17 protein-coding genes are annotated in these 22,122 nt (G+C 36.0%); 12 read left to right on the top strand and 5 right to left on the bottom strand.

All coding sequences use genetic code 11. The features are described 5' to 3' along the window. The first annotated feature begins 70 nt into the window (after nucleotides 1–70). A complete protein-coding gene (locus DS745_RS18980) occupies nucleotides 71–2,713 on the top strand; it encodes a valine--tRNA ligase (protein WP_129079787.1) in 2,643 nt (880 codons plus the stop codon). Nucleotides 2,714–2,749: 36 nt separating this feature from the next. Here DS745_RS18980 and DS745_RS18975 read toward each other — a convergent pair whose 3' ends face one another. After that, nucleotides 2,750–3,070, bottom strand: a complete 321-nt coding sequence (locus DS745_RS18975; protein WP_129079786.1) for a DUF3889 domain-containing protein — start codon at nucleotides 3,068–3,070, stop codon at nucleotides 2,750–2,752. A 44-nt stretch (nucleotides 3,071–3,114) separates the two neighbouring features. Continuing rightward, nucleotides 3,115–3,984 carry an ATP-grasp domain-containing protein gene (locus tag DS745_RS18970; protein WP_129079785.1) on the bottom strand — a complete coding sequence of 290 codons (870 nt, stop codon included), beginning with the start codon at nucleotides 3,982–3,984 and terminating at the stop codon, nucleotides 3,115–3,117. 100 nt (nucleotides 3,985–4,084) lie between these two features. Here DS745_RS18970 and DS745_RS18965 point away from each other — a divergent pair, with 100 nt between their 5' ends. The 5 genes from DS745_RS18965 to DS745_RS18945 all read left to right on the top strand — a co-directional run bounded on the left by DS745_RS18965 (nucleotide 4,085) and on the right by DS745_RS18945 (nucleotide 11,621). After that, nucleotides 4,085–5,362: a bifunctional folylpolyglutamate synthase/dihydrofolate synthase gene (locus DS745_RS18965; RefSeq protein WP_206662939.1), complete on the top strand. Its 1,278-nt coding sequence runs from the start codon at nucleotides 4,085–4,087 to the stop codon at nucleotides 5,360–5,362. Nucleotides 5,363–5,438: 76 nt separating this feature from the next. Then, nucleotides 5,439–5,669, top strand: coding sequence for a hypothetical protein (locus DS745_RS24680; RefSeq protein WP_129079783.1), 231 nt, complete (start codon nucleotides 5,439–5,441; stop codon nucleotides 5,667–5,669). Next, nucleotides 5,632–6,609: a CapA family protein gene (locus DS745_RS18955; RefSeq protein WP_129079782.1), complete on the top strand. Its 978-nt coding sequence runs from the start codon at nucleotides 5,632–5,634 to the stop codon at nucleotides 6,607–6,609. The genes DS745_RS24680 and DS745_RS18955 overlap by 38 nt, the downstream gene beginning before the upstream one ends. A 231-nt stretch (nucleotides 6,610–6,840) precedes the next feature. Then, nucleotides 6,841–10,704 (top strand): DUF5057 domain-containing protein, encoded by a 3,864-nt coding sequence (locus tag DS745_RS18950; RefSeq protein WP_129079781.1) that lies wholly within the window; start codon nucleotides 6,841–6,843, stop codon nucleotides 10,702–10,704. A gap of 71 nt (nucleotides 10,705–10,775) precedes the next feature. Then, nucleotides 10,776–11,621, top strand: a complete 846-nt coding sequence (locus DS745_RS18945; protein WP_129079780.1) for an ankyrin repeat domain-containing protein — start codon at nucleotides 10,776–10,778, stop codon at nucleotides 11,619–11,621. Between the two features lie 50 nt (nucleotides 11,622–11,671). Here DS745_RS18945 and DS745_RS18940 read toward each other — a convergent pair whose 3' ends face one another. The 3 genes from DS745_RS18940 to DS745_RS18930 are packed head-to-tail and all read right to left on the bottom strand — an operon-like array spanning nucleotide 11,672 to nucleotide 14,548. Further along, on the bottom strand, nucleotides 11,672–13,282 hold the full coding sequence (locus tag DS745_RS18940; protein ID WP_129079779.1) for a hypothetical protein: 1,611 nt from the start codon (nucleotides 13,280–13,282) through the stop codon (nucleotides 11,672–11,674). Nucleotides 13,283–13,293: 11 nt separating this feature from the next. After that, nucleotides 13,294–13,944, bottom strand: a complete 651-nt coding sequence (locus DS745_RS18935; protein ID WP_129079778.1) for a PulJ/GspJ family protein — start codon at nucleotides 13,942–13,944, stop codon at nucleotides 13,294–13,296. Then, nucleotides 13,916–14,548: a prepilin-type N-terminal cleavage/methylation domain-containing protein gene (locus DS745_RS18930; protein WP_161568317.1), complete on the bottom strand. Its 633-nt coding sequence runs from the start codon at nucleotides 14,546–14,548 to the stop codon at nucleotides 13,916–13,918. Before DS745_RS18930 ends, DS745_RS18935 begins: the two co-directional genes overlap by 29 nt. 108 nt (nucleotides 14,549–14,656) lie before the next feature. Between DS745_RS18930 and DS745_RS18925 the strand changes: the two genes are divergently transcribed. The 6 genes from DS745_RS18925 (at nucleotide 14,657) to DS745_RS18900 (ending at nucleotide 22,112) form a co-directional block, all read left to right on the top strand. Beyond that, entirely contained in the window at nucleotides 14,657–15,994 is a 1,338-nt protein-coding gene (locus tag DS745_RS18925; RefSeq protein WP_129079776.1) for a TIGR04086 family membrane protein, read from the top strand. Nucleotides 15,995–16,075: 81 nt separating this feature from the next. Beyond that, complete coding sequence (locus DS745_RS18920) at nucleotides 16,076–16,828, top strand: PRC-barrel domain-containing protein (protein WP_129079775.1); 753 nt, start codon at nucleotides 16,076–16,078, stop codon at nucleotides 16,826–16,828. Nucleotides 16,829–16,842: 14 nt separating this feature from the next. Beyond that, entirely contained in the window at nucleotides 16,843–18,168 is a 1,326-nt protein-coding gene (locus tag DS745_RS18915; RefSeq protein WP_129079774.1) for a VanW family protein, read from the top strand. 14 nt (nucleotides 18,169–18,182) lie between these two features. Next, entirely contained in the window at nucleotides 18,183–19,838 is a 1,656-nt protein-coding gene (locus tag DS745_RS18910) for a GspE/PulE family protein (protein WP_129079773.1), read from the top strand. A 26-nt stretch (nucleotides 19,839–19,864) separates the two neighbouring features. Next, nucleotides 19,865–20,905, top strand: a complete 1,041-nt coding sequence (locus DS745_RS18905; RefSeq protein ID WP_129079772.1) for a type IV pilus twitching motility protein PilT — start codon at nucleotides 19,865–19,867, stop codon at nucleotides 20,903–20,905. A 1-nt stretch (nucleotide 20,906) separates the two neighbouring features. Then, the gene (locus tag DS745_RS18900) at nucleotides 20,907–22,112 is read left to right on the top strand and encodes a type II secretion system F family protein (RefSeq protein WP_129079771.1); all 1,206 of its coding nucleotides are present in this window, start codon (nucleotides 20,907–20,909) and stop codon (nucleotides 22,110–22,112) included. The last annotated feature ends 10 nt before the right edge of the window (nucleotides 22,113–22,122 follow it).

Raw genomic sequence — 22,122 nt, 5'->3', positions numbered from 1 at the left:
CTCCTCTAATTAATTCATAATTCACAATTCACAATTCAAAATTGGTTTTGAAAAGGGAGGAAAATAAGAGATGGCAAATCAAGAGATATCAATGCCAACAAAGTATGACCCGAAGAGTACGGAAGCAAAATGGTATCCGTATTGGTTAGAAGGAAAGTTTTTTGAAGCAAAAGGTGAGGAAGGTAAGACACCTTATACAATCGTTATTCCTCCGCCAAACGTAACAGGTAAGCTTCACTTAGGTCATGCCTGGGACACAACGTTACAAGATATTTTAATTCGAACGAAACGTATGCAAGGTTATGATGCCCTATGGTTACCTGGAATGGACCATGCAGGTATTGCAACGCAAGCGAAAGTAGAAGGCAAACTTCGCGAAGGAGGAGTAAGTCGTTATGACTTAGGTCGTGAAAAGTTCCTAGAAAAGTCTTGGGAATGGAAAAGTGAGTATGCTGATTTTATCCGTAACCAATGGTCAAAATTAGGGCTTTCTTTAGATTATTCTCGTGAACGTTTTACACTAGATGAAGGTCTTTCGAAAGCAGTACGTGAGGTATTCGTAAAGCTTTATGAAAAAAAGCTAATTTACCGTGGTGAATACATTATTAACTGGGACCCACAGACCAAAACGGCCCTTTCTGATATAGAAGTAATTCATAAAGATGTTCAGGGTGCTTTTTATCACATGAAGTATCCATTAGTGGATGGTAGTGGACATATCGAAGTTGCAACGACACGCCCAGAAACCATGCTAGGTGATACAGCTGTTGCAGTTCATCCTGAAGATGAGCGTTACAAACATCTGATTGGGAAGAAAGTAAAACTACCAATCGTAGGCCGTGAAATTGAAATTGTTGCTGATGATTATGTAGACATGGAATTTGGTTCAGGCGCAGTAAAGATTACACCAGCTCATGATCCAAATGACTTTGAGATTGGTAACAGACATAATCTAGAACGTGTTTTAATTATGGATGAGTCTGGAAAGATGAATGAAAATGCTGGGAAATATCAGGGCTTAGATCGTTTTGAATGCCGTAAACAAATCGTAAAAGATTTACAAGAAGAAGGCGTTCTCTTTAAAATTGAAGAGCATATGCACTCAGTTGGTCACTCTGAGCGTAGCGGTGCTGTTGTTGAGCCATATTTATCGACACAATGGTTTGTAAAAATGGGTCCATTAGCTGAAGAAGCAATCAAATTGCAACAAAAAGATGAGAAAGTAAATTTTGTACCTGAACGTTTTGAAAAAACGTATTTACACTGGATTGAGAACATTCGTGATTGGTGTATTTCACGTCAATTATGGTGGGGACATCGTATCCCAGCTTGGTATCACAATGAAACAGGTGAAGTGTATGTAGGGCATGACGCACCTCAAGATAGCGAAAATTGGACACAAGATGAAGATGTTCTAGATACTTGGTTCTCATCTGCATTATGGCCATTTTCAACAATGGGTTGGCCAGATCAAAACTCAGCAGACTTCAAACGTTATTACTCAACTGATGTTCTTGTAACAGGTTACGATATTATTTATTTCTGGGTTGCTAGGATGATTTTTCAAGGATTAGAGTTTACAGGAGAACGCCCATTTAAAGACGTATTAATTCATGGGTTAGTTCGTGACTCTGAAGGACGTAAAATGAGTAAGTCCTTAGGAAACGGTGTTGACCCGATGGATGTTATCGACAAATATGGTGCTGATGCGCTTCGTTTCTTCCTTTCAACAGGAAGTTCCCCGGGAAATGATTTACGTTTCTATTGGGAAAAAGTCGAATCTACTTGGAATTTTGGGAATAAGATCTGGAATGCTTCGCGTTTTGCTTTAATGAATATGGAAGGTTTAACGCATGAGGAAATCGATTTAACAGGGAAAAAATCAATTGCTGATCAATGGATCTTAACACGTCTTCAAGAAACGATTGATGATGTAACTCGTCTAATAGATGTTTATGAATTTGGAGAGGTTGGCCGTCTGCTTTATAACTTCATTTGGGATGACTTCTGTGACTGGTATATTGAGATGGCAAAATTACCGTTGTATGGTGAAGATGAAGAAGCGAAGAAAATGACTCGTTCAATTCTTGCTCATGTACTTGATCAAACGATGAAGCTACTACATCCGTTTATGCCGTTTATCACGGAAGAAATTTGGCAGCACTTACCTCACCAAGGAGAGTCAATCACTGTTGCAGCGTGGCCAGTGAAAAATACTGAGCTTGTTTTCCCAGAAGCAACGAAGAAAATGAATTTACTAAAAGAAATTATTCGCTCTGTTCGTAATACGAGAGCAGAATTAAATGTACCGATGAGTAAGAAAATTGAGCTTTTAATTAAAGCTAAAGACGAGACGATCTTAAGTAATCTTGAAGAAGGACGTAGCTATTTAGAGAAGTTCTGTAATCCTGACCAATTAAAGCTTGGTACTGATCTTCAAGCACCAGAGAAGTCTATGTCTTCAGTTCTAACAGGTGTAGAACTTTACTTGCCATTAGCAGGGTTACTAGACTTAGATGCGGAAATTGCTCGTTTAGAAAAAGAGGTAAAACGCCTTGATAGTGAAGTGGAACGCGTTCAAAAGAAATTAAGTAATCAAGGATTTGTAGCAAAAGCTCCTGCAGCTGTTATTGAAGAAGAAAAAGCAAAAGAACAAGATTATTTAGATAAACGTGCAACAGTTCAATCAAGAATTGATGAACTAAAAGCATAAATAGTAAAAGCCCACTAGAGTTCTAGTGGGCTTTTACTATAGAGGTGTTTCTCGAAATGTGATATTTTTGAATTGATTTGTTTGCTTATCAAATTCAACATCGACAAAGACACCGAATTCTTTACTTCCATGACGGAGCCAAAGCTTAAATTTTTCAACTGCTATTTTCTCGTTAATGTCTTTTCTACCGATATGAAGATAATCCACGACATCTGCATAAGGATATTTTTTAATTGTTTCTGTAACTGCAATATTTCCCCATTTCGCATACGCTGGTGTTTCTTTCTCAGCCATTGTATGGACATGATAGATACTTGATAAAATAATTACTAAAAGACAGACCAGTAACTTTTTCATTTATTACACAACCCCTTTACGGTTATTATGTGTAATAAACGAACTTAACACTCAATGGTTTTTAAGACAAACTCTAAATAGTGCTTAACGATATTAACCTTTGAGTTGGCATATAGTGTTCTTGAACCAGCAACATCTTCAATCTCGTTAAAAACAAAAGATCCATCTTTATTGAATAAGAAATCAATTCCTACGAAACCTATATCACCTTTGAATTGCTCAATCACCTTGTAGACTAGTGATTTTTCATTCTCTGAGAGATCATAAAGTCGAGCCTGTCCTCCTAATGAATAATTAGCACGGAAATCTCTGTCAGAATAACGAAGAATTGCTGCAATGATCTCATTACCAACAACAAAGACACGAACATCTTTGCCAGGGACGTCTCCCATTTTTTGAATGATTATTTCTTTAGCTGTAATTGTTTCGAGTAACTGTTCTAGTTCTTCTTGGTTACTCGCGGAGAAAACTTCGTTGCCACCTTTGCCAGCTACTTCTTTTACCACAATAGGATAAGAGAAAGGGATTGACTGTGGACGAAATTCTTCTCTACGAACAAACACGGTATCAAGCATCGGTATACCCTTGCCGGCTAAATACTGATGAGTTTTTCCTTTATGATTGCTAATTTCCGATGTAAATGAAGTATTGAAAACTTTTAATCCTAAGTTTTCTAATTGTTTACTTAATAGAGGATCGTTGTTTCTCATGATAACAAAGTCAGGATACTCAATCTTTTCCCCTTGGTGCAGAAGAAATAAATCGTTGTTTGCTATTCCATAACTAAGATCTTCTTTTATTAAAACATGGAGTTTAATATCTAATTGGACTGCCTCTTCCATAAACCAAGAAATAAAACCTTCGTTAAGTTCTGACATTTCTTGATTATAAATTAACCAACCTGTTTTTTTCATTGATCATTCCTACCTAACTACTCGAGATTTTCTTGATGAAACATCCCCCATATTATACACTATCAAATAGTATCAAACTTAGATTAAAGGAGATCTTATGATGATTTCATATAAAGAAGCATGTGACGTTGTGTTTTCAGCACAAAAATTTGGTATTAGTTTAGGGCTAGATCGAATGGAATTGATGCTAGAGGAGTTAGGTAACCCTGAACGACAAATACCAGCTATTCATTTAGCAGGTACAAATGGGAAAGGCTCTACGTTAACCTATTTAGCTGCTATTTTTACAGAAGCAGGGTACAGTGTCGGAACGTACACATCACCTGCCATTAATAAATTAAACGATAAGATCAAAGTAAATGGTGAAGAAATTTCTGATGAGGATTTTGCAAATATTATAGAGGAATTTCAGCCTGTTATCGAAAATGTCAGTAAGACAAGCTTTGGTCCACCGACTGAATTTGAAATCCTGACAGCTGTAGCGTTTAAATATTTTGCAGTAAAAAAGCCGGATATCGTTTTTATTGAAACAGGACTTGGAGGAAGGCTCGACTCAACAAACGTAGTATTTCCGCTTGTATCGATTATCACAACTATTGGTCATGACCATATGGATCTTCTTGGCAATACCATTGCTAAAGTGGCAGCAGAAAAGGCTGGAATTATTAAAGAAGGAGTTCCGGTTGTTTCTGGCTGTAAGCAAGAGGAGGCAGTTGAAGTAATGAGAAATCGTTCGCAACAACTATCTTCATCCCTCTATCAGCTAGATGAGGATTTCCAATGTATTCATCAAGGCGATCATTTTGCTTTTAAGTGGGAAGATATGTACCTTGAGGATTTGAAGACCGGAATGATAGGGAAACATCAACAAGAAAATGCCACGCTAGCAATGATGGCTATTCAGGCATTAAAACAGGAGTTTTCTATCTCAGAACATGCGATTCGCAGAGGGGTAGCAAATGCGAAGATTGCCAATCGGATTGAGATCGTACATGAACACCCAACGATTATTTTCGATGGTGGCCATAATTTAGAGGGCATGGAAGCACTTTCTCAGACATTAAGCTCTAATTTTCAGGGGAAAAACATTTATATTCTTTTTTGTGCAATGAAGGATAAAGATATAACGGCGATGTTAAAGCCACTAATAGACCTTGCTACTGAAATTATCCTAACTAAGTTTGATTTTGAACGGGTAATGGACCCATATCAAGTGTATTCAAATTTACCGCTTCAAAACATGAAGGTAGTGGAGAATTCGCTTGAAGCTTACGACCAAATCAAACAAAAACTGCATTCAAATGATGTTCTAGTAGTAACTGGTTCATTATACTTCTTAAATCATGTTCGGAGTGAAGTTGTAAATAATTTCCTTTAACCAAAAAAATAATCTTTTTCAATTTTCAAACATCAGGTACAATAAAGACAAATATAATCGATCCCGAGGTACTTGTATGAAAAAAAATATGTTTTTATCAATGGTTTTAGTTTTCTTTTCCACACTTTTTCTATTAACCTTCCTTGCAGGAGGTTTATATTTATTCGATAAATTGGCGAGACCCAATGCTGTAAGTGTCGAGGCTGAAACGTTGCACCGTCAAACATTGATGCACTCGACGATTGATAAGTTACTGAGGTTTCGTGAAAATGATGTTGCTGTTTTTTTTTCATTTAAAAGAACCTGACCAAAAAAATGTAATCACAATTGCATTTGCTGGGGATGTCATGATGGAAGGTTCAATAGAGCGAGCAATGAATACACACGGAATTCATTTTCCATTTGTACAAGTACAAGATGAACTACAACAAGTAGACTATGCCATCGTTAACTTAGAAACTGCTGTAACAAATAGAGGAACACCTTACGAAAAACAGTTTAATTTTCGGACAGGCCTAAATTCTTTGCTAGCGCTAAAAGAAGCCGGCTTTGATATGGTCTCATTAGCTAATAATCATACGATGGATTATGGTGAAGAAGGCTTGCTCGATACGATAAAATACGTCAAAGAAGCGGGACTTGACTATGTCGGTGCAGGTAAAAATAGTGAAGAAGCTTATCAAGCTTATTATCTAGAACTAAAAGGGAAAAAGATAGCTATTTTAGGATTTTCAAGAGTCTTACCTACAGGGACTTGGTATGCGACAGCTTCAAAACCTGGAATAGCAAGTGGGTATCAAGTTGATCGAATGGTAAGGATTGTTGAGAATGTTAAACATGAAGTAGACTACCTATTTGTGTTTATGCATTGGGGAATAGAACGTCAGCACATTCCAGAGCCCTATCAATTTAAAGACGCTAGAGCACTGATAGATGCAGGTGCAGATGGTGTTATTGGTGCACATCCTCACGTTTTACAAGGACTAGATTACTATAATGGTAAACCAATTGCTTATTCACTAGGAAACTTCTTATTTCCCGATTATGTAAGTGGCCTTACAGCAGAATCTTGCATACTAACTCTAGTAATTGACGGTGATGAAATTTATATGAAGTATACTCCTTATCTAATTACAGGTAATCAAGTGGCAGCATTAGATGGACAAGATTTTGACAAAAGGCTTGAGGCTATGGAGGCTCTGTCTTATAACGTGAGGAGAAATGGCTCTTATTTTTTTAGTTACTAAATCTATCTATTACTTTAGAACTATTTGTTAGTAAAGGACATTAGTGTACGCACTAATGTTTTTTTTGTAGAATTAACTGAAATTATTGGGAAATTAAAAGAAGTTAACAAAATACTTATGTTCAATTTGTCATTTAATGCTATAATATAGAGTAGATAAATGTATAGAAAACAGGACTTTTTACATAGTTTCAAGAATAATTAAATTTTATAGAAGGGGAGTGAAGTGGGAATGATGAGAAAAAAACTATTCAAGTGTTTATTAGCAACCATACTAGTATTATCCTCTTTTCCATTTGCTAGTTTATTAGATAGCAGCGTAGAAGCCTCGACATCAATGAAAAAGCGTGTTTTGGAGATTGTCGATAGTGGAGAATCTCAGCTTAAAAGTGTGTTAGGAACATCTGGGTATGAAATTGATACAATCCGGATGAAGCGCTTCGTTGCCCTTCGTGAAGAGTTAGATGGGAAGTACGACTTCATTTATATTGGTAGTGGAAATTATTCGACAGCACAAGTTCCGACTGAACAAACGTTTAATACTACAAATTTAATGAACGATATTACAAACTTAAAAGCAGATGAAATTATCAATGATTATATTAATAAGAATCAATTAGTCATTTTGCATAATGATACTATTACGAAAAATAACGATAAACTTAAGAATAAATTTATAAAATACACAACTGAACAAAGAAACAACGTGAAATTTATAAATAATGTTAATGAAATTTCAAGTATCGTTACTAACTTCTATCAACAAAATGATTTAAGACCGCGTGTACAAATCATTGAAGCACCAAAAGAGTATCCGGATAGTAAGTCTTATCAAGCGAATGAGGTTATTTCTTTTCGTTTTAACGTAAATCGCAAAACAACAAATGAGCTAACTGCGAATTTGTATATAGACGCGAATTTTAACCATACGTTTGCGTCTAATGAATTAGTACAAGCAGTTGTTGTATCTGGAAGTGAAGGTGTAATTCAATACAAATTACCAAAGGGTTACTCTGGGTTACGCTACTGGAAACTAGAGATTGTTGATCGAAATACGAGATTAAAGGATTATGTGACAGGCGTTTTCCAATTTAAAGGGGAAAAGGTCAATATCAAAGTTTTACAGGTAACTAGTGGTGAAAACGATAATAGCCGTTTGACAAGATCTCAAAATATGAACCAATCTTACTTATCTACAAATGATTACCATATTCATATTGATACTGTAAGTATGCAAAACTTTACTGACTCGGCTCACAGGTTTTCTCATACAAAGCTAAATGGTAACTATAACATGATTATTTTTGGTTTTAATGACTCTTACGATCGAAATACAACACTGACAGGAAATGCAGCAAAGTCAGTTCAAGCGTTTATTAATACTGGACAAAGTGTGATGTTTACTCATGATACCATTGATGGAACAAGAGATAACTCAATTAAAGTTTGGAAGGATCATTTTCAACCAATAACAGGCCAAATTGCACCTAAGACAAATTTAGGTAGAGGTGCAAGTGCATCTACTACTAATACCAAAAAAGTAAATAGTGGTTTATTAACTCAATTCCCATATAATCTTGCTGACAACATTAAAATTGCGACAACTCATAACCAATATTACACATTAAATTTAGAAGATCCGAGTGTTATTCCTTGGTATAATATTACTGGAAGTTCTAGGGATGTAGATGATAGTTGGAATCATTACTATACCTATTCTAAAGGAACAGTGACATTCTCTGGTACTGGTCATACGAATAATAGCTTTCCTGATGAAGAGCAAAAGTTGTTTGTTAACACGATGTTCAGGGCATTTCTAGGTGCTAACACTGCGCCAGGGATGAATATTATTTCACCAGGAGAGGGAAGACACCATTTAAGTAGTCAAAATTTAGAGTTAGTTTATGAAGCTTTTGATTTAGATCTAACAGATAGGCAACTAAAAACTAGAGTTTACATTAATAACTCCAAAGAACCTATTTATACGAATAATCAAGTGGCAAACGGTGCAATAGTACGTTACACAATTGGACATGAACATCTTACAGTAGGAACAACAACAATAAGAATTGAAGTTGAGGACTCATCAGGGGCGATTGCAATTCGAGAAAGAATTATTAATGTTCAAGAAGCTGAACTTAATATTAGTAAGACGGTAAATAAAACAAGAGCTCTTATTGATGAGTCAGTTACAGTTACGTACTCTATCTCTTTAAATAATACCTCTGGCCTGATAAGTGATGGAAAAGCGCAACAAGGAAAGGTGTTTCCTTATGCAGTTGCTAAAGAACATTTAACAGATTTAGAAATACCTGTAGCAGATGGTAATTCACAGGGCAACTATGGTTGGGTTGAGTCAAATGATGGTAGTGGTGCTAGCAGATTAGCTGCCATGATTTTGGCTGAAGAAAGATTAGACGTTGTCATTAATCAACCAATTACGACTGAGCCTGGTAATATGAACATGACTGAAACAGTAAAAAGATGGCTAAATGGACAAACAAAAATTGTTTACTTACCGATCGTGGAGGATTACCCTAATGGGCGCAAAGATATCCCTGTTAAAGACATTGGTATTTTTGAAATGTTTGAAAAGAGTAATGGAAGAGTGTATTTAAGGTTTAAAGATTACACAACTGAAATGGATCATATAACGTTATCAAATATTAAAATTCAAGACTTTCTTCCGAAAGGAATTAATTTGGTAACGAATAAAACAAATATTACTAAGCAGGATACCAGTCTTGGAACAAATGTAACAATTACCCTTGCAGATATGACGTTAAAACAACTGTTAAATCAACCTGTAGTGGTTGAATATACTATAAAGAGTAATCAACCAGGTGTTTACGTAATGGATCAATCAATGTTGCATTACCAGTTGGGAAATAGTACACAAAGTTCAATTCCGTTTAATGCCATTGCATTAGAAGTTGTACAACCGATAACAGGTGTTCAAATTAGATCGACAACAAATGAGATCTTTGTTGGCCATAGTCCGGTGCGTTTGTTATTTGATATTATACCAGACAGCGCAACAAATAAAGCTGAGGCAGTTAACTCCGCAATCTGGACATCAAGTAATCCAAGTGTGATTTCTATTGACCAAAATGGTTCTATTACAGCTCATCAAGAAGGAAATGCAACCATTATAATCTCTGTACAGGATGTTGATGGTGTCAATGGTGGTGTACCATTCACACATAGTTTAAATGTTGCGGCTATTCTTCCATTAGAAAATATTCAAGTTCAAGGCAGTTCAGATCTATTCGTTGGTGATCAACAAACCTACACAATAAAAACGAGTCCAGATGGCGTTAATGTAGGTACAGTGGAGTGGTCAATCATTCAAGGAAACGATATCATCGAACTAAATAATGACGGTAGATTAGTGGCTAAAAAGCCTGGGAATGCAGTTATAGGAGCACGAATTGTTTATAGAGGAAAAGAGTTTACCGCAACACGTACTATTAATGTGAAGCAATTTAGTATTGATCCAAAAGAAACTGAAATAGCTATTGGAGAATTTATTAACTTGCAAGCGAAACTATATAAATCTAGTACCGTTTCAGATAATATAACCAATGTTTCCTGGACAAGCTCTGATTTTAGTGTAGCTTCAGTTAACGGAAATGGTAGAGTAGAAGGTAAAAAAGAAGGTACAGCAACAATTACTGCTAAACTAGTGGTTAATGGCTTAGAAAGAACTGCTACGGCAGTTGTAACAGTGAAAAAGATACCATTAACAGGCATTGATGCTGACGATAAGATTTTTATAGAAAAAGGTAAAACGAAAGATATTCAGCTAACATTTACACCAAGTAATGCTACGAATAAAAAAGTTTCCTTTACATCCAATCGTTCTGGCTTTGCAAATGTAGATAACCACGGTAGGGTTAGAGGGATTGAAGTTCGTTATAAAACAGTAAACGGCGAGTTAGTTATTGTTCCAGCAGCTACTATAACTATCACTTCGGAGGATGACGATAAGATTAAGACGACCATTGATATCATCGTTATTGAGCCAGGTAGTGGGAATAATGGCAATAACCCTGGGGGTAACAATGGTGTTAGGATAGGTTCTGATAGGTGGTAGTTTCTTAGAAAAAACGTAAAAGGCTGACAATCAATGTTTGTCAGCCTTTTATCTTAAAAGGAGTAATTCTCTTGAAAAAGAAATACTTGATTTTTGCAATCATCATTTGTAGCTTAATAACTGTCTCTTGTTCCAAAAAAGAACCTACTTCAATGGAACTGCAGAGTTTATTCTATCATATCCTTTTGGATGATTATGAAGAAGTAGAAACTCTATTAAAGGAAGGCGTAAATGCTAATGTAGAAAATGAAGACGGCTTTTCAGCACTTCATTATGCTATTTTCATTGAACATTTTGAAATCGCAGAGCTTCTTATTGAGCATGGAGCAAATTATAATTATAAGACTTTAAAGGACAATAATCTATTAATCGAGACTGTTTTTAGAGGTGACTCAGAAACAGCAAAATTAATGATTGATAAAGGTGGCTACAATCTTAATGAGGTCGGCCCTATGAACTGGCCACCTTTATTAGAAGCAATTCGCTTTGGTCATACTGATATTGTTGAATTGTTGCTTGAAAAAGACGTCAATGTTAACTTCAAGGATAGCAATGGCTGGACCGCTCTTCATGAAGCAGCCTATTCTGGCTTTGATGACATTATTAAGATGCTAGTAGATAGCCATGCAGATGTTACGGCAAAAAATGAACGTGGCTTTACTCCTCTGCATGTAGCTACACTTGGTGGTTATCCAAATAGCGCTAAAATTCTTTTAGAGAGTGGATCCTTTGTTGATGAGTTAGATGTTCACAAGCGAACACCACTTCATATTGCTGCCGAACAAGGCTTCTATGAAGTGGTTCAGTTGTTAATTGAATTTGGAGCAGATCGTCATATTGTTAACGAAGACGATAAAACACCTCAACAAATGGCTGAAGAGTGGGGCCATTTGCAAATTGTTAAAATATTAAATTAAAACACCTTACAAAACGGAAACGTTTTGTAAGGTGTTTTCATGTTAATAGGCTATTTACGGTTAAATTCCCTACGATCTAAAAGGATATTAAAACTCGTTGTCCTGGGTAAACCGTTATATGCTTTTGAGCTAGAATAAGCAGGTGTTAAAATTTCAGGGGTATGGTTTACATAAAACCTTGAAGTTTCTTTACCTAAACTTTTCTGGTCTATTTGCCCGGGCAGATACTCAATAGTGGAGCTGTTCTTTTCTACTTCACCCCTCACTGCGTTAACAAATAAATCTCCTTCAGCAAATATCCCACCGTTTATTTTTACTTTTGAACCGACTCCATACAAGGTTGCATCACTTGCTGTATATAAGAAGGCATTGATCTCATTTTCACTTGTATACTGATCAAATTCATTAATTCTAGTTACTTCTAGTCCATTATTTGAAAATAAAATTAATGAATGTTGCGTTTCATCTTTCTTTTGAATATTCGCACTATAGATGAAAGCTTTGCCACGGGCAAAGATTGTTGAGTCGAACTTTAAATTTTGTCCAATAATCGTCACATTGCCATTTACTAAGAGATTACCATCAACAGTTAAACCGTTACTAGGATCATCAGGTTGGATTAGCAAATCTCCATTAATAACTACCCAATGCCCCATGGGGACTGTTAAATCTTTCCCAAGTGTGTACGAATCCCCATCCTCAATATTAATTATTAACGAGCATTTATTATATAAGTTACAATTGTCTTCAATCAACTGATTAAAATTAACATCTTCTGCATTTTCAATAGTTATAGTAAATTCCTCAAATCCCCCAGTCGGATTTGTATACGGTATATGATCCGGGTGTTGTAAATTCGTTAAGGCAATGTCGTTGTATTTATCAACAAATGTTTTTTCAACGTCGACATCATTAAAGAAATCAATCTCACCAATTTCTATTTGGCTTTCACTTTCAGCATTATAGTAAGCTGCAGTTGTAGGTGTAAGGAGATATTCATTGTTTTTAAAGACGAATTTCTTATTTGGTTGGTCAATAACTACTTCCCCTTTTATATAAGGAAAGGCAGTATCAATTGACTGCGGTCCACTATAGATGTAATCAGCAACATCCCTGATTACAAGGCTATTCCTTGCATAAACGTGACCAAGGATAGTTGAGGCACCGTTAAAATTAAGTGTTTTACTTGATCCAATTGCGTAATATAGAAAACTAGGTATAGCAGAGAGATATACCTTTTGACTAAACTCTACAATCCGGCCATTAGAATTTTTCGCTCGAGTTAGAATAACAAATTCTCTTGAAAAATCGCGATTACGATCAAAAGGAGTATCTTCAGGTATATAGATCACATAACTTGAAGGGGAACCATTGTAGGTGAAATCTTCAACCTTAAATGGCGCCAGAAAATCATCGGTAATCTGGTTGTGTTCTCTTAGTGGTATTATCTCACCTTTATAATCAAACGTTACTTTAATTAGTGCAAGTGCTTCCTCTATTGACTTCTGTGCCTCATGAATAGTCACTATATCTTCTTCTCGATAACTGGTTTGTTTAGCATCATTTAAGGTGTTTCCTAAAATCGCCAATCCGAGCACGGTGAGAACTACGCACATGAGTAAGACAAGAAGAAGAGCTGATCCTCTTTCATTATTTATCATCTGTGTCACTCCTAAAAACCAAAAGTACTTTCTAACTTCATTGGATCGTTTCTCTTTCCTTCGAGTTGGACAAAGTCTAAAACTAACGTAATCTTTAATGACCCATTTTTACAAGGGCGGTCCGTAGGACAATCCAACAACTCAATTTTCGAATAATCTTCAAACATTGCTTCAAGATCTAACGATTGATTTTCTTTTGTTAGTAATTTGATGTTTTCACTATTAAGTTTTATCGTTTCTTCATTAGCTAGATCATCAATTTTAATTAAGTGTAGATTGTTGTTGTTAAACTCTAGTACTAATGTTTCATTTTTTTTGACTCTAGGGTTTCCAATAATACCATATTCAACTGAATACCTAGAGATTGATCCCCCAGTGCTATCTCCATCGAAAGACCGTTTCATAACGATTTTGTGATCACTTACTTGTTCAACAGCGTCAGGGAAGAAAAGGTAGATTTCATTAAGGATCCTTCCAACCATATAATCAGCTTCGCTTCTTAACTGTACTTCACTATTAATAGCTTGATAGTTTTTTATACCATTTGTAAGGACAGGATAAAGAACAACGGAGATAGCTGAAAATATAGATAGGGCAATAAGGAGTTCAATTAGGGTTATTCCTTTCGAGTTACTAAAATAATTTATAACGGATTTTTTCATGACTAATAAAACCTCGCAATGTTTCAGTTTTTCTTTCTCTTAGTCCGCTCACCCACGTAGCATGAACCTCAACTGAAATAAGGAGATCTTGAAGAGTAGTGGCATCAATTGGACTATCGATTGATGGCTCAAAATCCTTTAACTGAAGGATGATGGAATACTCGATCCCATTTATTTCGGGTTTGAAAAAGGATAAACATTTTGTTTTACTATCTAAATCATTTTCCGGTGCAAGTCGGCCATCATCAGTAATAATTGGATGCAGTTTTGCAACGTTAAAGATATTTTCAACTGCATCAATTTTACCTTCACACAGAAGTTCAGAAGTGATGATCTTATTTCCAACGGCGTCATTCGTAAGATTATCCATTGTTTTTATAGTTTCATAAAAAGTTTTGTAAGTCTCAAACTCTACATTTTCTAAATAAGTTAGTGCATTTCTTGCGGCATAAGTGGCGACATTTTTTTGTTGATTATACTTAGAGTAGTTCATCGATTGCATGAAGAAGTTAAAAACTGGAACAATTAAGATGGCTAGAATGACGAGTGCCAACAACACTTCGAGTAATGTGAAACCTTCTTTACTTTTTAAGTAATTGTCCATAAAATGATTAAACCTCATCTTTCAAAATATGTAACTTTATTATACAATAAAATAATATACAATAGTGTCGAATAATAGTGAAAATAGTGGTTATTTGGAGGTGTATACTTGGAGTACGTTATTTTGACATTAATTGGCGGGGGTATTCTTTTTTTAGTCTTCTATTTCTTACCTCTAGGACAAGGCTTATTACAAAAAACAATCTATGTAATATCGGCAATTATTTTTTCGAACTTATTCATTGTTAGTAGGAAAATCTTTGATCTATGGCAAGCTGTGTTAATTCTGCTTTTAGTACTATTTTTAGTAACGTACATATTTACAAAAAAACAGGTATTTGCCATCAGTTCGACTAAACCAGAGGACGACAGAAGCTCAGAAGAAGGATTCGTGCAATCTGATGTTGTTGATGAAACGGTGATCATTCAACCATTTGTAGATGAAAACCCTCAGGTAGAAAATCTTGAAGACGAGAAACTATCTACATTACAAGGAGAAAGTCTCCCAGTAAAGGCTTACCTCGAAAATTTAATAGATGAAGGGCAAGTTAAGGAAACGAATGAACTTTTGGAGAATAACCAAATTGACATTGTAGGACTTCAAGAACAGATAGAAGAAAACGATCAATTATTAGAAGAGATTGAAATACGTAATTTTAATGAAACGAAGGATGAAGCAGAAATCCTTCATGAAGATCAATTAACTCTAATTGAAGATGATACTAATCAAAGCGACGATGAACAATCATATGAATTCCTTGAAGCTCGAATGGACGTTTTTGCCCAATTAGAAGATGAAGTTTCTGAAGAAACTGAAACAAATGGACCATTTGAAGTTGAAGCTAAAGTCTCGAACAGTAATGAAAACTTAGAAGAATTTCCAGTAGATGAACAGGAAGATGGAAATATAAGACCTTTCACCATTGTTGACGATCTAGAACTTGATGTTCTTTTAGCAGAAGTGGCTGCAACTACCGAACTTAGTGATATTGAGGATTTAGTTGAAGACTTTACGGTTCCCTTAGTAAAAGATGAGGTTTACTCACTCACTACTAGTGGAGAAGATGAGTTAGTTGAAACTGTACCTTATGAAACAGACTTTTTCGTTGATGAAATACAAGTAGAAGAAGTCATTCGTAAAGTGGAACATTCTCAAAAGCAATTAAATCGCAAACTACAAGAAACTCTTCTAGATCAGCTAGCTTGGTACAAAACAAGAGTCCCAGCTACTGAATATGAAAGTTTAATTCAAGAACATCTTCATGAGGATTTAAATGACTTGGATTATTATACCTTTGCATCATTGCTTCGTGACTACTATATTGAAAGTAAGCAATATCAAAAATTAGCCCTATTATTAATGGGCTTAAATGAACGTTTCAGTGATAAACCAATCATTCAAGCGGAAATTTTGTTCTTTTTAGAAAAGTTTTATGACAAACTATGACTAATTTCATGGTAAAATAAGCTCATTAGCAAAGATGTGTAGAAATTTGTAAGATAAAATAGATAGGTGTGGTGACGTTTAATGAAAACGAGTAAACAAATAATAGGATTACCTATTATAAGTATTAACGATGGTAAAGAACTCGGAACAGTTAAGTCTTTAGTTGTAAACCCTGATCAAGGTACGGTAGATTTTATTACGATTCATCATGAAGATTGGCAGGTTAGTGTAAAAGCAATACCATTCAAAAAAGTTATTGGTGTAGGTGACTATGCGTTAACTGTTGAAAGTGAAATGAATATTATTGATTTAACTGAAATTCCAATTGCAAATCAGTTGGTAACGAAAAATATAAAAGTAATTGGCGCAAGAATGATGACGAAAAAAGGTCAATTATTAGGACAAGTAACAGAGTTATATGTAAACGATGATAATGGTTCGATTGTTTCGTTAGAACTTTCTTACAACAATGAGCATGTTTTCTTGTCATCAAACCAAGTTCTCACTTTTGGAAAAGACATTTTAATTGTTAATGAAGATGCGGATCAGTATTTTATGGCAAGTGTTGATGAAATTCATACTGGTTCACAACGAAATGAGGAAGTAGAATTTACTCCTGAGCTTGAGGGTGAAGAAGAAGATCTTTCACAAACATTTTTGGAGCGTCAAATTTCCTTACTTGAAGGAAAGAAAGTGACTGAAGATATTTACAGTAAAAATGGCGACCTACTTATCAAAGAAGGAACCGTTTTAACGAAGGATGTAATTATGGCAGTTCACAATGATGGTCCTTCTGGTATGGTGTCATTATCAATGAATGTTGAGAATGAGTAAGGAGGTCTATACCTTTGACTTCCAATCAACTAATTAAGACAACAACTGTATCATTTATCACTCTTTTTATCAGCACTGCACTATTGATTGGATTTACCTACGGTGGAAGCTTTGCATACAGCACAGTATTTCCACCGTCAACTCTTCTTGACAAAAATACAAGAGTTGCTAACATTTCCATTGGAGAAATGACGATTGAAGAGGCTACGAAAGTATTAAGAGAGGAAACCGAAGGGTGGAAAGCGACCAATGCGGTTTCTTTTCTCTATAAAGATAATCTTAGTGTAAATGTTGCTGCACCGCTTTTTTTCTTTGATATTGATGGTTCAATTCAATATGCCAAAACAAACAACATTGCTCCTCTCTTTGTATCTATTAATGAGGGGACGGTAGATGAGATGTTACATCAACTATCGAGCGTTAACCTTGTTGAAAAAATCGATCTGGACTTGCTCTATAATGATCTGCAAGCTTATGCTAGGTCGCTTAAACAAGAAGATCTTCAAGTAAATATACATGATTATATTTTAGCAACCTACCAGGATCAGAAAGTGGTTGTTTCAGAAGCCTATATAGCTAATTTTACTAATAGTGAAACGTTAAAGCAGTTGGCAACCGCTGTTAGTGGAACGATACTAGAGCCAAGGCAAACCACCTCATTTTTTACAATGGTTGCTGATACTGCCAAAAATCAGTCATATGAAATGAATGTAGTGGCAACTGCTTTGTATACAGCGCTTCTTTCAACGAATTTTGAAATCGTTGAAAGGCATATTGATCAAACTTTACCTGATTATAGTGAGTTAGGTTTTGAAGCGTTTGTCTCATACCCTAGTAATGACCTAAGATTTTATAATCCAAATTATATTCCTTACACAGTCGAGATTAATCTACATCCAGACTTTATGCACCTTGTAATTGTAGGTTATCCTCTTGAAACAAAAGTCCGTGTTGAAAGAGAAAATGAACAATCATTTGATCCAAAGACGGTTTTACAGTTTTCAGCACTTGTTGCTGAAGGAGAACGGGAGATAGTTAACCCGGGACAATCTGGATTTGCTGTCAATGTACTAAGAAAGACATTTAGTTCTAATAATAGTTTACTATTTTCAGAGCTAATTTCAGAAGATTTTTACCGACCTGCTCACCGTATTGAAATTAGAAGTTTAATAAAAAAAGAGGAACCGTTATCCTCTGATTACCAATACGATTTTGGCATAACAAACCCAGGTTCTGACATTGAAAATGAGACTGGTGAGATTGCGGAAGAGCCAGAGGGAAAAGAAGTAGATGAACAATCTTCTGAAACTGACTCGAGCGAAGAAACTAAAGGGTATTAAATTGGAGGATTACCATGTCAAAAGTTCGTAAACGGCTAGGTGATATATTAGTAGAAGCGGGACTAATTACAGAGGAACAGTTGCAGCAGGCTTTAAAGGAAAAAACAGAAAAGCAAAAGCTTGGTGACGCACTCTTACAACAAGGCTTTATTACGGAACAACAGTTAATCGAAGTCTTGGAGTTCCAATTAGGAATACCGCATGTGAGTTTATATCGTTATCCTATTGATCCTAAAATGACTTCATTTATTCCAAAAGATACGGCAACAAGAAATTTAATTATGCCACTAAAACAAGAAGGCGATAAAATTCTTGTGGCAATGGCTGATCCTATGGATTTCTTCGTCATAGATGATCTACGGCTATCAACTGGTTTTCAGATTGAAGCTGCGATTGCGACAAAAGATGATATCCTCCGGGCAATTAATAAGTATTATGATTTTGATGACTCTGTGGAAGAGTTAATGGAATCAAAACAGATCGAAAAAGAGCAAGAAGAAACGGTCACAAATGAAGACTCACCAATTGTTAAATTAGTCAATCAAATTCTACAACGAGCAGTTCAACAAAAGGCTAGTGATATTCACTTTGATGCTCAGGAGACAAAAGTCGCAATAAGGTATCGAATTGATGGAGTGTTAAAGACAGAACGGACACTTCCAAAACACATGCAAAATATGCTCATTGCCCGAATTAAGATTATGTCAAACCTTAACATTACTGAAACTCGTGTTCCTCAAGATGGACGGATAAAGGCTTCGATTGATTTTCATCCAATTGATTTGCGTGTTTCTACTCTTCCAACGGTTTATGGTGAAAAAGTAGTAATGAGGATCTTAGATTTAGGGAATTCCTTAAATGATATTGATAAACTCGGGTTTAACAAAATTAATTATCAACGCTTTATGAGCATGATTAAACGACCAACAGGGATTGTTTTAATCACAGGGCCAACTGGCTCTGGGAAATCCTCGACTCTATATGCAGCATTAAACAAGTTAAATAGTGAAGAGGTAAATATTATCACTGTAGAAGATCCGGTTGAATACCAACTTGAAGGTATAAATCAAATTCAAGTAAATGCCAATGTCGGAATGACGTTTGCTAAAGGATTACGTGCAATACTTCGTCAAGATCCGGACGTTGTTATGGTCGGAGAAATTCGAGATAAAGAGACGGCTGAAATCTCCATAAGAGCATCTTTAACTGGGCATCTAGTCTTAAGTACATTACACACGAATGATACGATAAGTACAGTTACGAGATTAGTTGATATGGGCCTTGAACCGTTTCTAGTAGCTTCATCTGTAACAGGAATTGTTGCTCAGCGTCTAGTTAGACGAATTTGTCGTGACTGCAAAACAGAACAAGAGCTTACTGTTCGGGAAACCCAAATCTTTGCGAAGCGTGGTATTAAAGCTGAGAAAGTCTATAAAGGTAAAGGTTGCCCAACGTGTAATATGACTGGTTACAAAGGACGTTTAGCAATTCATGAGATTTTGGTCATTGATGATGCGATCCAGAAAATGATCATGAACAACCGTCCCGTTCACGAAATTCGTGATTATGCGATGAAGGTAGGTACGATCTTTCTGGTTGATGATGGTTTAATCAAAGTGAAACAAGGATTGACGACAACAGAGGAAATTCTTCGTGTTGTTACGGAGTAATTTTTTTACTGAGAGTAGGTGGAGAAATGAAAGAGCGAATTGAACTATTAATGAAGGCAGCTTTTGAATTAAAGGCATCTGATCTTCACTTAACAGTTGGAGTTCCGCCAATCATGAGAATTAATGGTGATTTAAAGCAATATGGCAAAGAAGTCCTTAAGCCTAACGATACAGAAGAAATGGCCATGGCCTTACTCTCTAACCAATTAAAGGATACCTTTAAAGATCGTGGTGAGATTGATTTTTCTTATGGAATTCCAAATGTTTCGCGCTTTCGGATTAATGCCTATCACCAACGCTCATGTGTTAGTTTGGCAATTCGAATAATTCCAACCAAAATTCCATCGTTAGAAGAATTAAATATGCCAGAAATACTAAAGAAAGTTGCGACAATTCCCCAAGGGTTAATCCTAGTAACAGGACCAACTGGAAGTGGGAAGTCTACAACGCTTGCAGCAATTATTGATTATTTAAACCATACTTCTAGAAAGCATATTATGACACTTGAAGATCCGATCGAATATTTGCATAAGCACCATTATTGCATCATTAACCAACGCGAGGTTGGCTTTGATACGAATAATTTTGCCAATGCATTAAGAGCGGCACTTAGACAAGATCCTGATGTCATTTTGGTGGGAGAAATGCGCGACTTAGAAACGATTAGTACGGCCATTACAGCAGCGGAAACAGGTCATTTAGTTTTAGGAACATTACATACAACTGATGCTCCTGCAACCATAGACCGAGTCATTGATGTATTTCCGCCAAGTCAACAACCGCAAATTCGAATTCAATTAGCGTCTGTATTAAAAGCGATCGTCTCTCAACGATTATTCCCAACAATAGATAAAACAGGACGTTGTGCAGCAACTGAAATTTTAATCAATAACTCGGCGATTGCCAATTTAATCCGAAATGAAAAGATCCATCAAATCCATAATATTATGCAAACAAGTAAAGCAAACGGGATGCATACATTAGAAATGTCGATCAAGAGCTTAATACAGCAAGAGTTGATCTCAAAAGAAGTTGCAGCTCCTTACCTAGTAGAAAGGGAGCAGTAAGATGGCACAATTTCAATTTGAAGGTCGTACTCGTTCTGGAAAAAAGCAAACAGGAATGATTAATGGCAACACGAAGCGAGATGTAATAGCAAAATTACGAGAACGTGGTGTTGCAGTCACTCAAATTTCGGAAGTAAAGGAATCGGTCTTCCGGAAAGATATAGTCATCGGAAACCCTGTTAAATACCAAGATTTTGTCATTTATTTGCGACAGTTTTCAACCCTGTTAAAAGCAGGTGTCACCTTAGTTGATGCAACGAATATTTTGTCTAAGCAAACGGAGAGTAAATACCTAAGGAAAGCACTTGCAGAAGTTGAGGAAGATATTCGCGCTGGAAATCCATTTTCAGATAGTGCGGCAAAGCATAAAAAGATCTTTCCGCCGATGTTTATTAATATGATGCGCGCTGGAGAAGCAAGTGGAACGATTGATGAAGCATTAGAACGTCTTGCTGATCACTTTGAAAAGCAGTACCAAACAAGGCAAAAGGTATTCTCTGCGATGGCATATCCGACAGTTATTGGGTTCATAGCGATATTTGTTGTGATCTTTCTCTTAACAACGGTTGTACCAACGTTCGCTAATATGTTGCTTAGCTTTGGTGGTGAATTACCTGCAATTACTGTATTTGTCTTAAGTGCAAGTGAGTTTGTTCAATCGTCTTGGTGGCTGTTTATTATCCTAGCAATCGGGCTCTATGTAGCCTTCCTAGTAGTCAAAAGCAAACCAACTAGTAAATACTATTTAGATTTTGCAATTCTTAGACTGCCAATCTTCGGAAAAATGCTACAAAAGGCAGCACTGGCCCGAATGGCACGAACATTAAGTTCATTATTTTCAAGTTCTGTACCAATTTTACAAGCAATTGCGATTGTCGAGAAAGTCGTCGAAAATGAAGTGATTGCAAGAACATTGCAAAAATCACGAAGATCATTAGAGGCCGGTTTGCCATTAACTGAGCCGATGCGAGATCATTGGGTGTTTCCACCTTTAGTTGTTCAGATGATTGCGATTGGCGAAGAAACAGGTTCTCTAGATCAAATGTTATCAAAAGTCGCCGATTTTTATGAAACAGAAGTAGAAAATGCCACTGATCGGTTAAAGTCTTTAATCGAGCCATTAATGATTGTGTTCTTAGCGGCCATCGTTGGTACAATCGTTATTGCGATCATGGTACCGATGTTTCAAATCTATTCCGAAATTTAGTGAAAATAGT

This window comes from Anaerobacillus alkaliphilus (assembly GCF_004116265.1).
GTDB classification, from domain to species: domain Bacteria; phylum Bacillota; class Bacilli; order Bacillales; family Anaerobacillaceae; genus Anaerobacillus; species Anaerobacillus alkaliphilus.
This window is presented reverse-complemented; position numbering and strand designations above follow the sequence as displayed.

Bases quoted from the DNA above. Each gene is read 5' to 3' on its own strand.
- DS745_RS18980 (WP_129079787.1), top strand. From the start codon at position 71: ATGGCAAATCAAGAGATATCAATGCCAACAAAGTATGACCCGAAGAGT.
- DS745_RS18970 (WP_129079785.1), bottom strand. From the start codon at position 3,984: ATGAAAAAAACAGGTTGGTTAATTTATAATCAAGAAATGTCAGAACTT.
- DS745_RS18910 (WP_129079773.1), top strand. From the start codon at position 18,183: ATGTCAAAAGTTCGTAAACGGCTAGGTGATATATTAGTAGAAGCGGGA.
- DS745_RS18965 (WP_206662939.1), top strand. From the start codon at position 4,085: ATGATTTCATATAAAGAAGCATGTGACGTTGTGTTTTCAGCACAAAAA.
- DS745_RS18905 (WP_129079772.1), top strand. From the start codon at position 19,865: ATGAAAGAGCGAATTGAACTATTAATGAAGGCAGCTTTTGAATTAAAG.
- DS745_RS18900 (WP_129079771.1), top strand. From the start codon at position 20,907: ATGGCACAATTTCAATTTGAAGGTCGTACTCGTTCTGGAAAAAAGCAA.
- DS745_RS24680 (WP_129079783.1), top strand. From the start codon at position 5,439: ATGAAAAAAAATATGTTTTTATCAATGGTTTTAGTTTTCTTTTCCACA.
- DS745_RS18920 (WP_129079775.1), top strand. From the start codon at position 16,076: ATGAAAACGAGTAAACAAATAATAGGATTACCTATTATAAGTATTAAC.
- DS745_RS18930 (WP_161568317.1), bottom strand. From the start codon at position 14,548: ATGGACAATTACTTAAAAAGTAAAGAAGGTTTCACATTACTCGAAGTG.
- DS745_RS18940 (WP_129079779.1), bottom strand. From the start codon at position 13,282: ATGATAAATAATGAAAGAGGATCAGCTCTTCTTCTTGTCTTACTCATG.
- DS745_RS18950 (WP_129079781.1), top strand. From the start codon at position 6,841: ATGATGAGAAAAAAACTATTCAAGTGTTTATTAGCAACCATACTAGTA.
- DS745_RS18975 (WP_129079786.1), bottom strand. From the start codon at position 3,070: ATGAAAAAGTTACTGGTCTGTCTTTTAGTAATTATTTTATCAAGTATC.
- DS745_RS18955 (WP_129079782.1), top strand. From the start codon at position 5,632: ATGATGTTGCTGTTTTTTTTTCATTTAAAAGAACCTGACCAAAAAAAT.
- DS745_RS18935 (WP_129079778.1), bottom strand. From the start codon at position 13,944: ATGAAAAAATCCGTTATAAATTATTTTAGTAACTCGAAAGGAATAACC.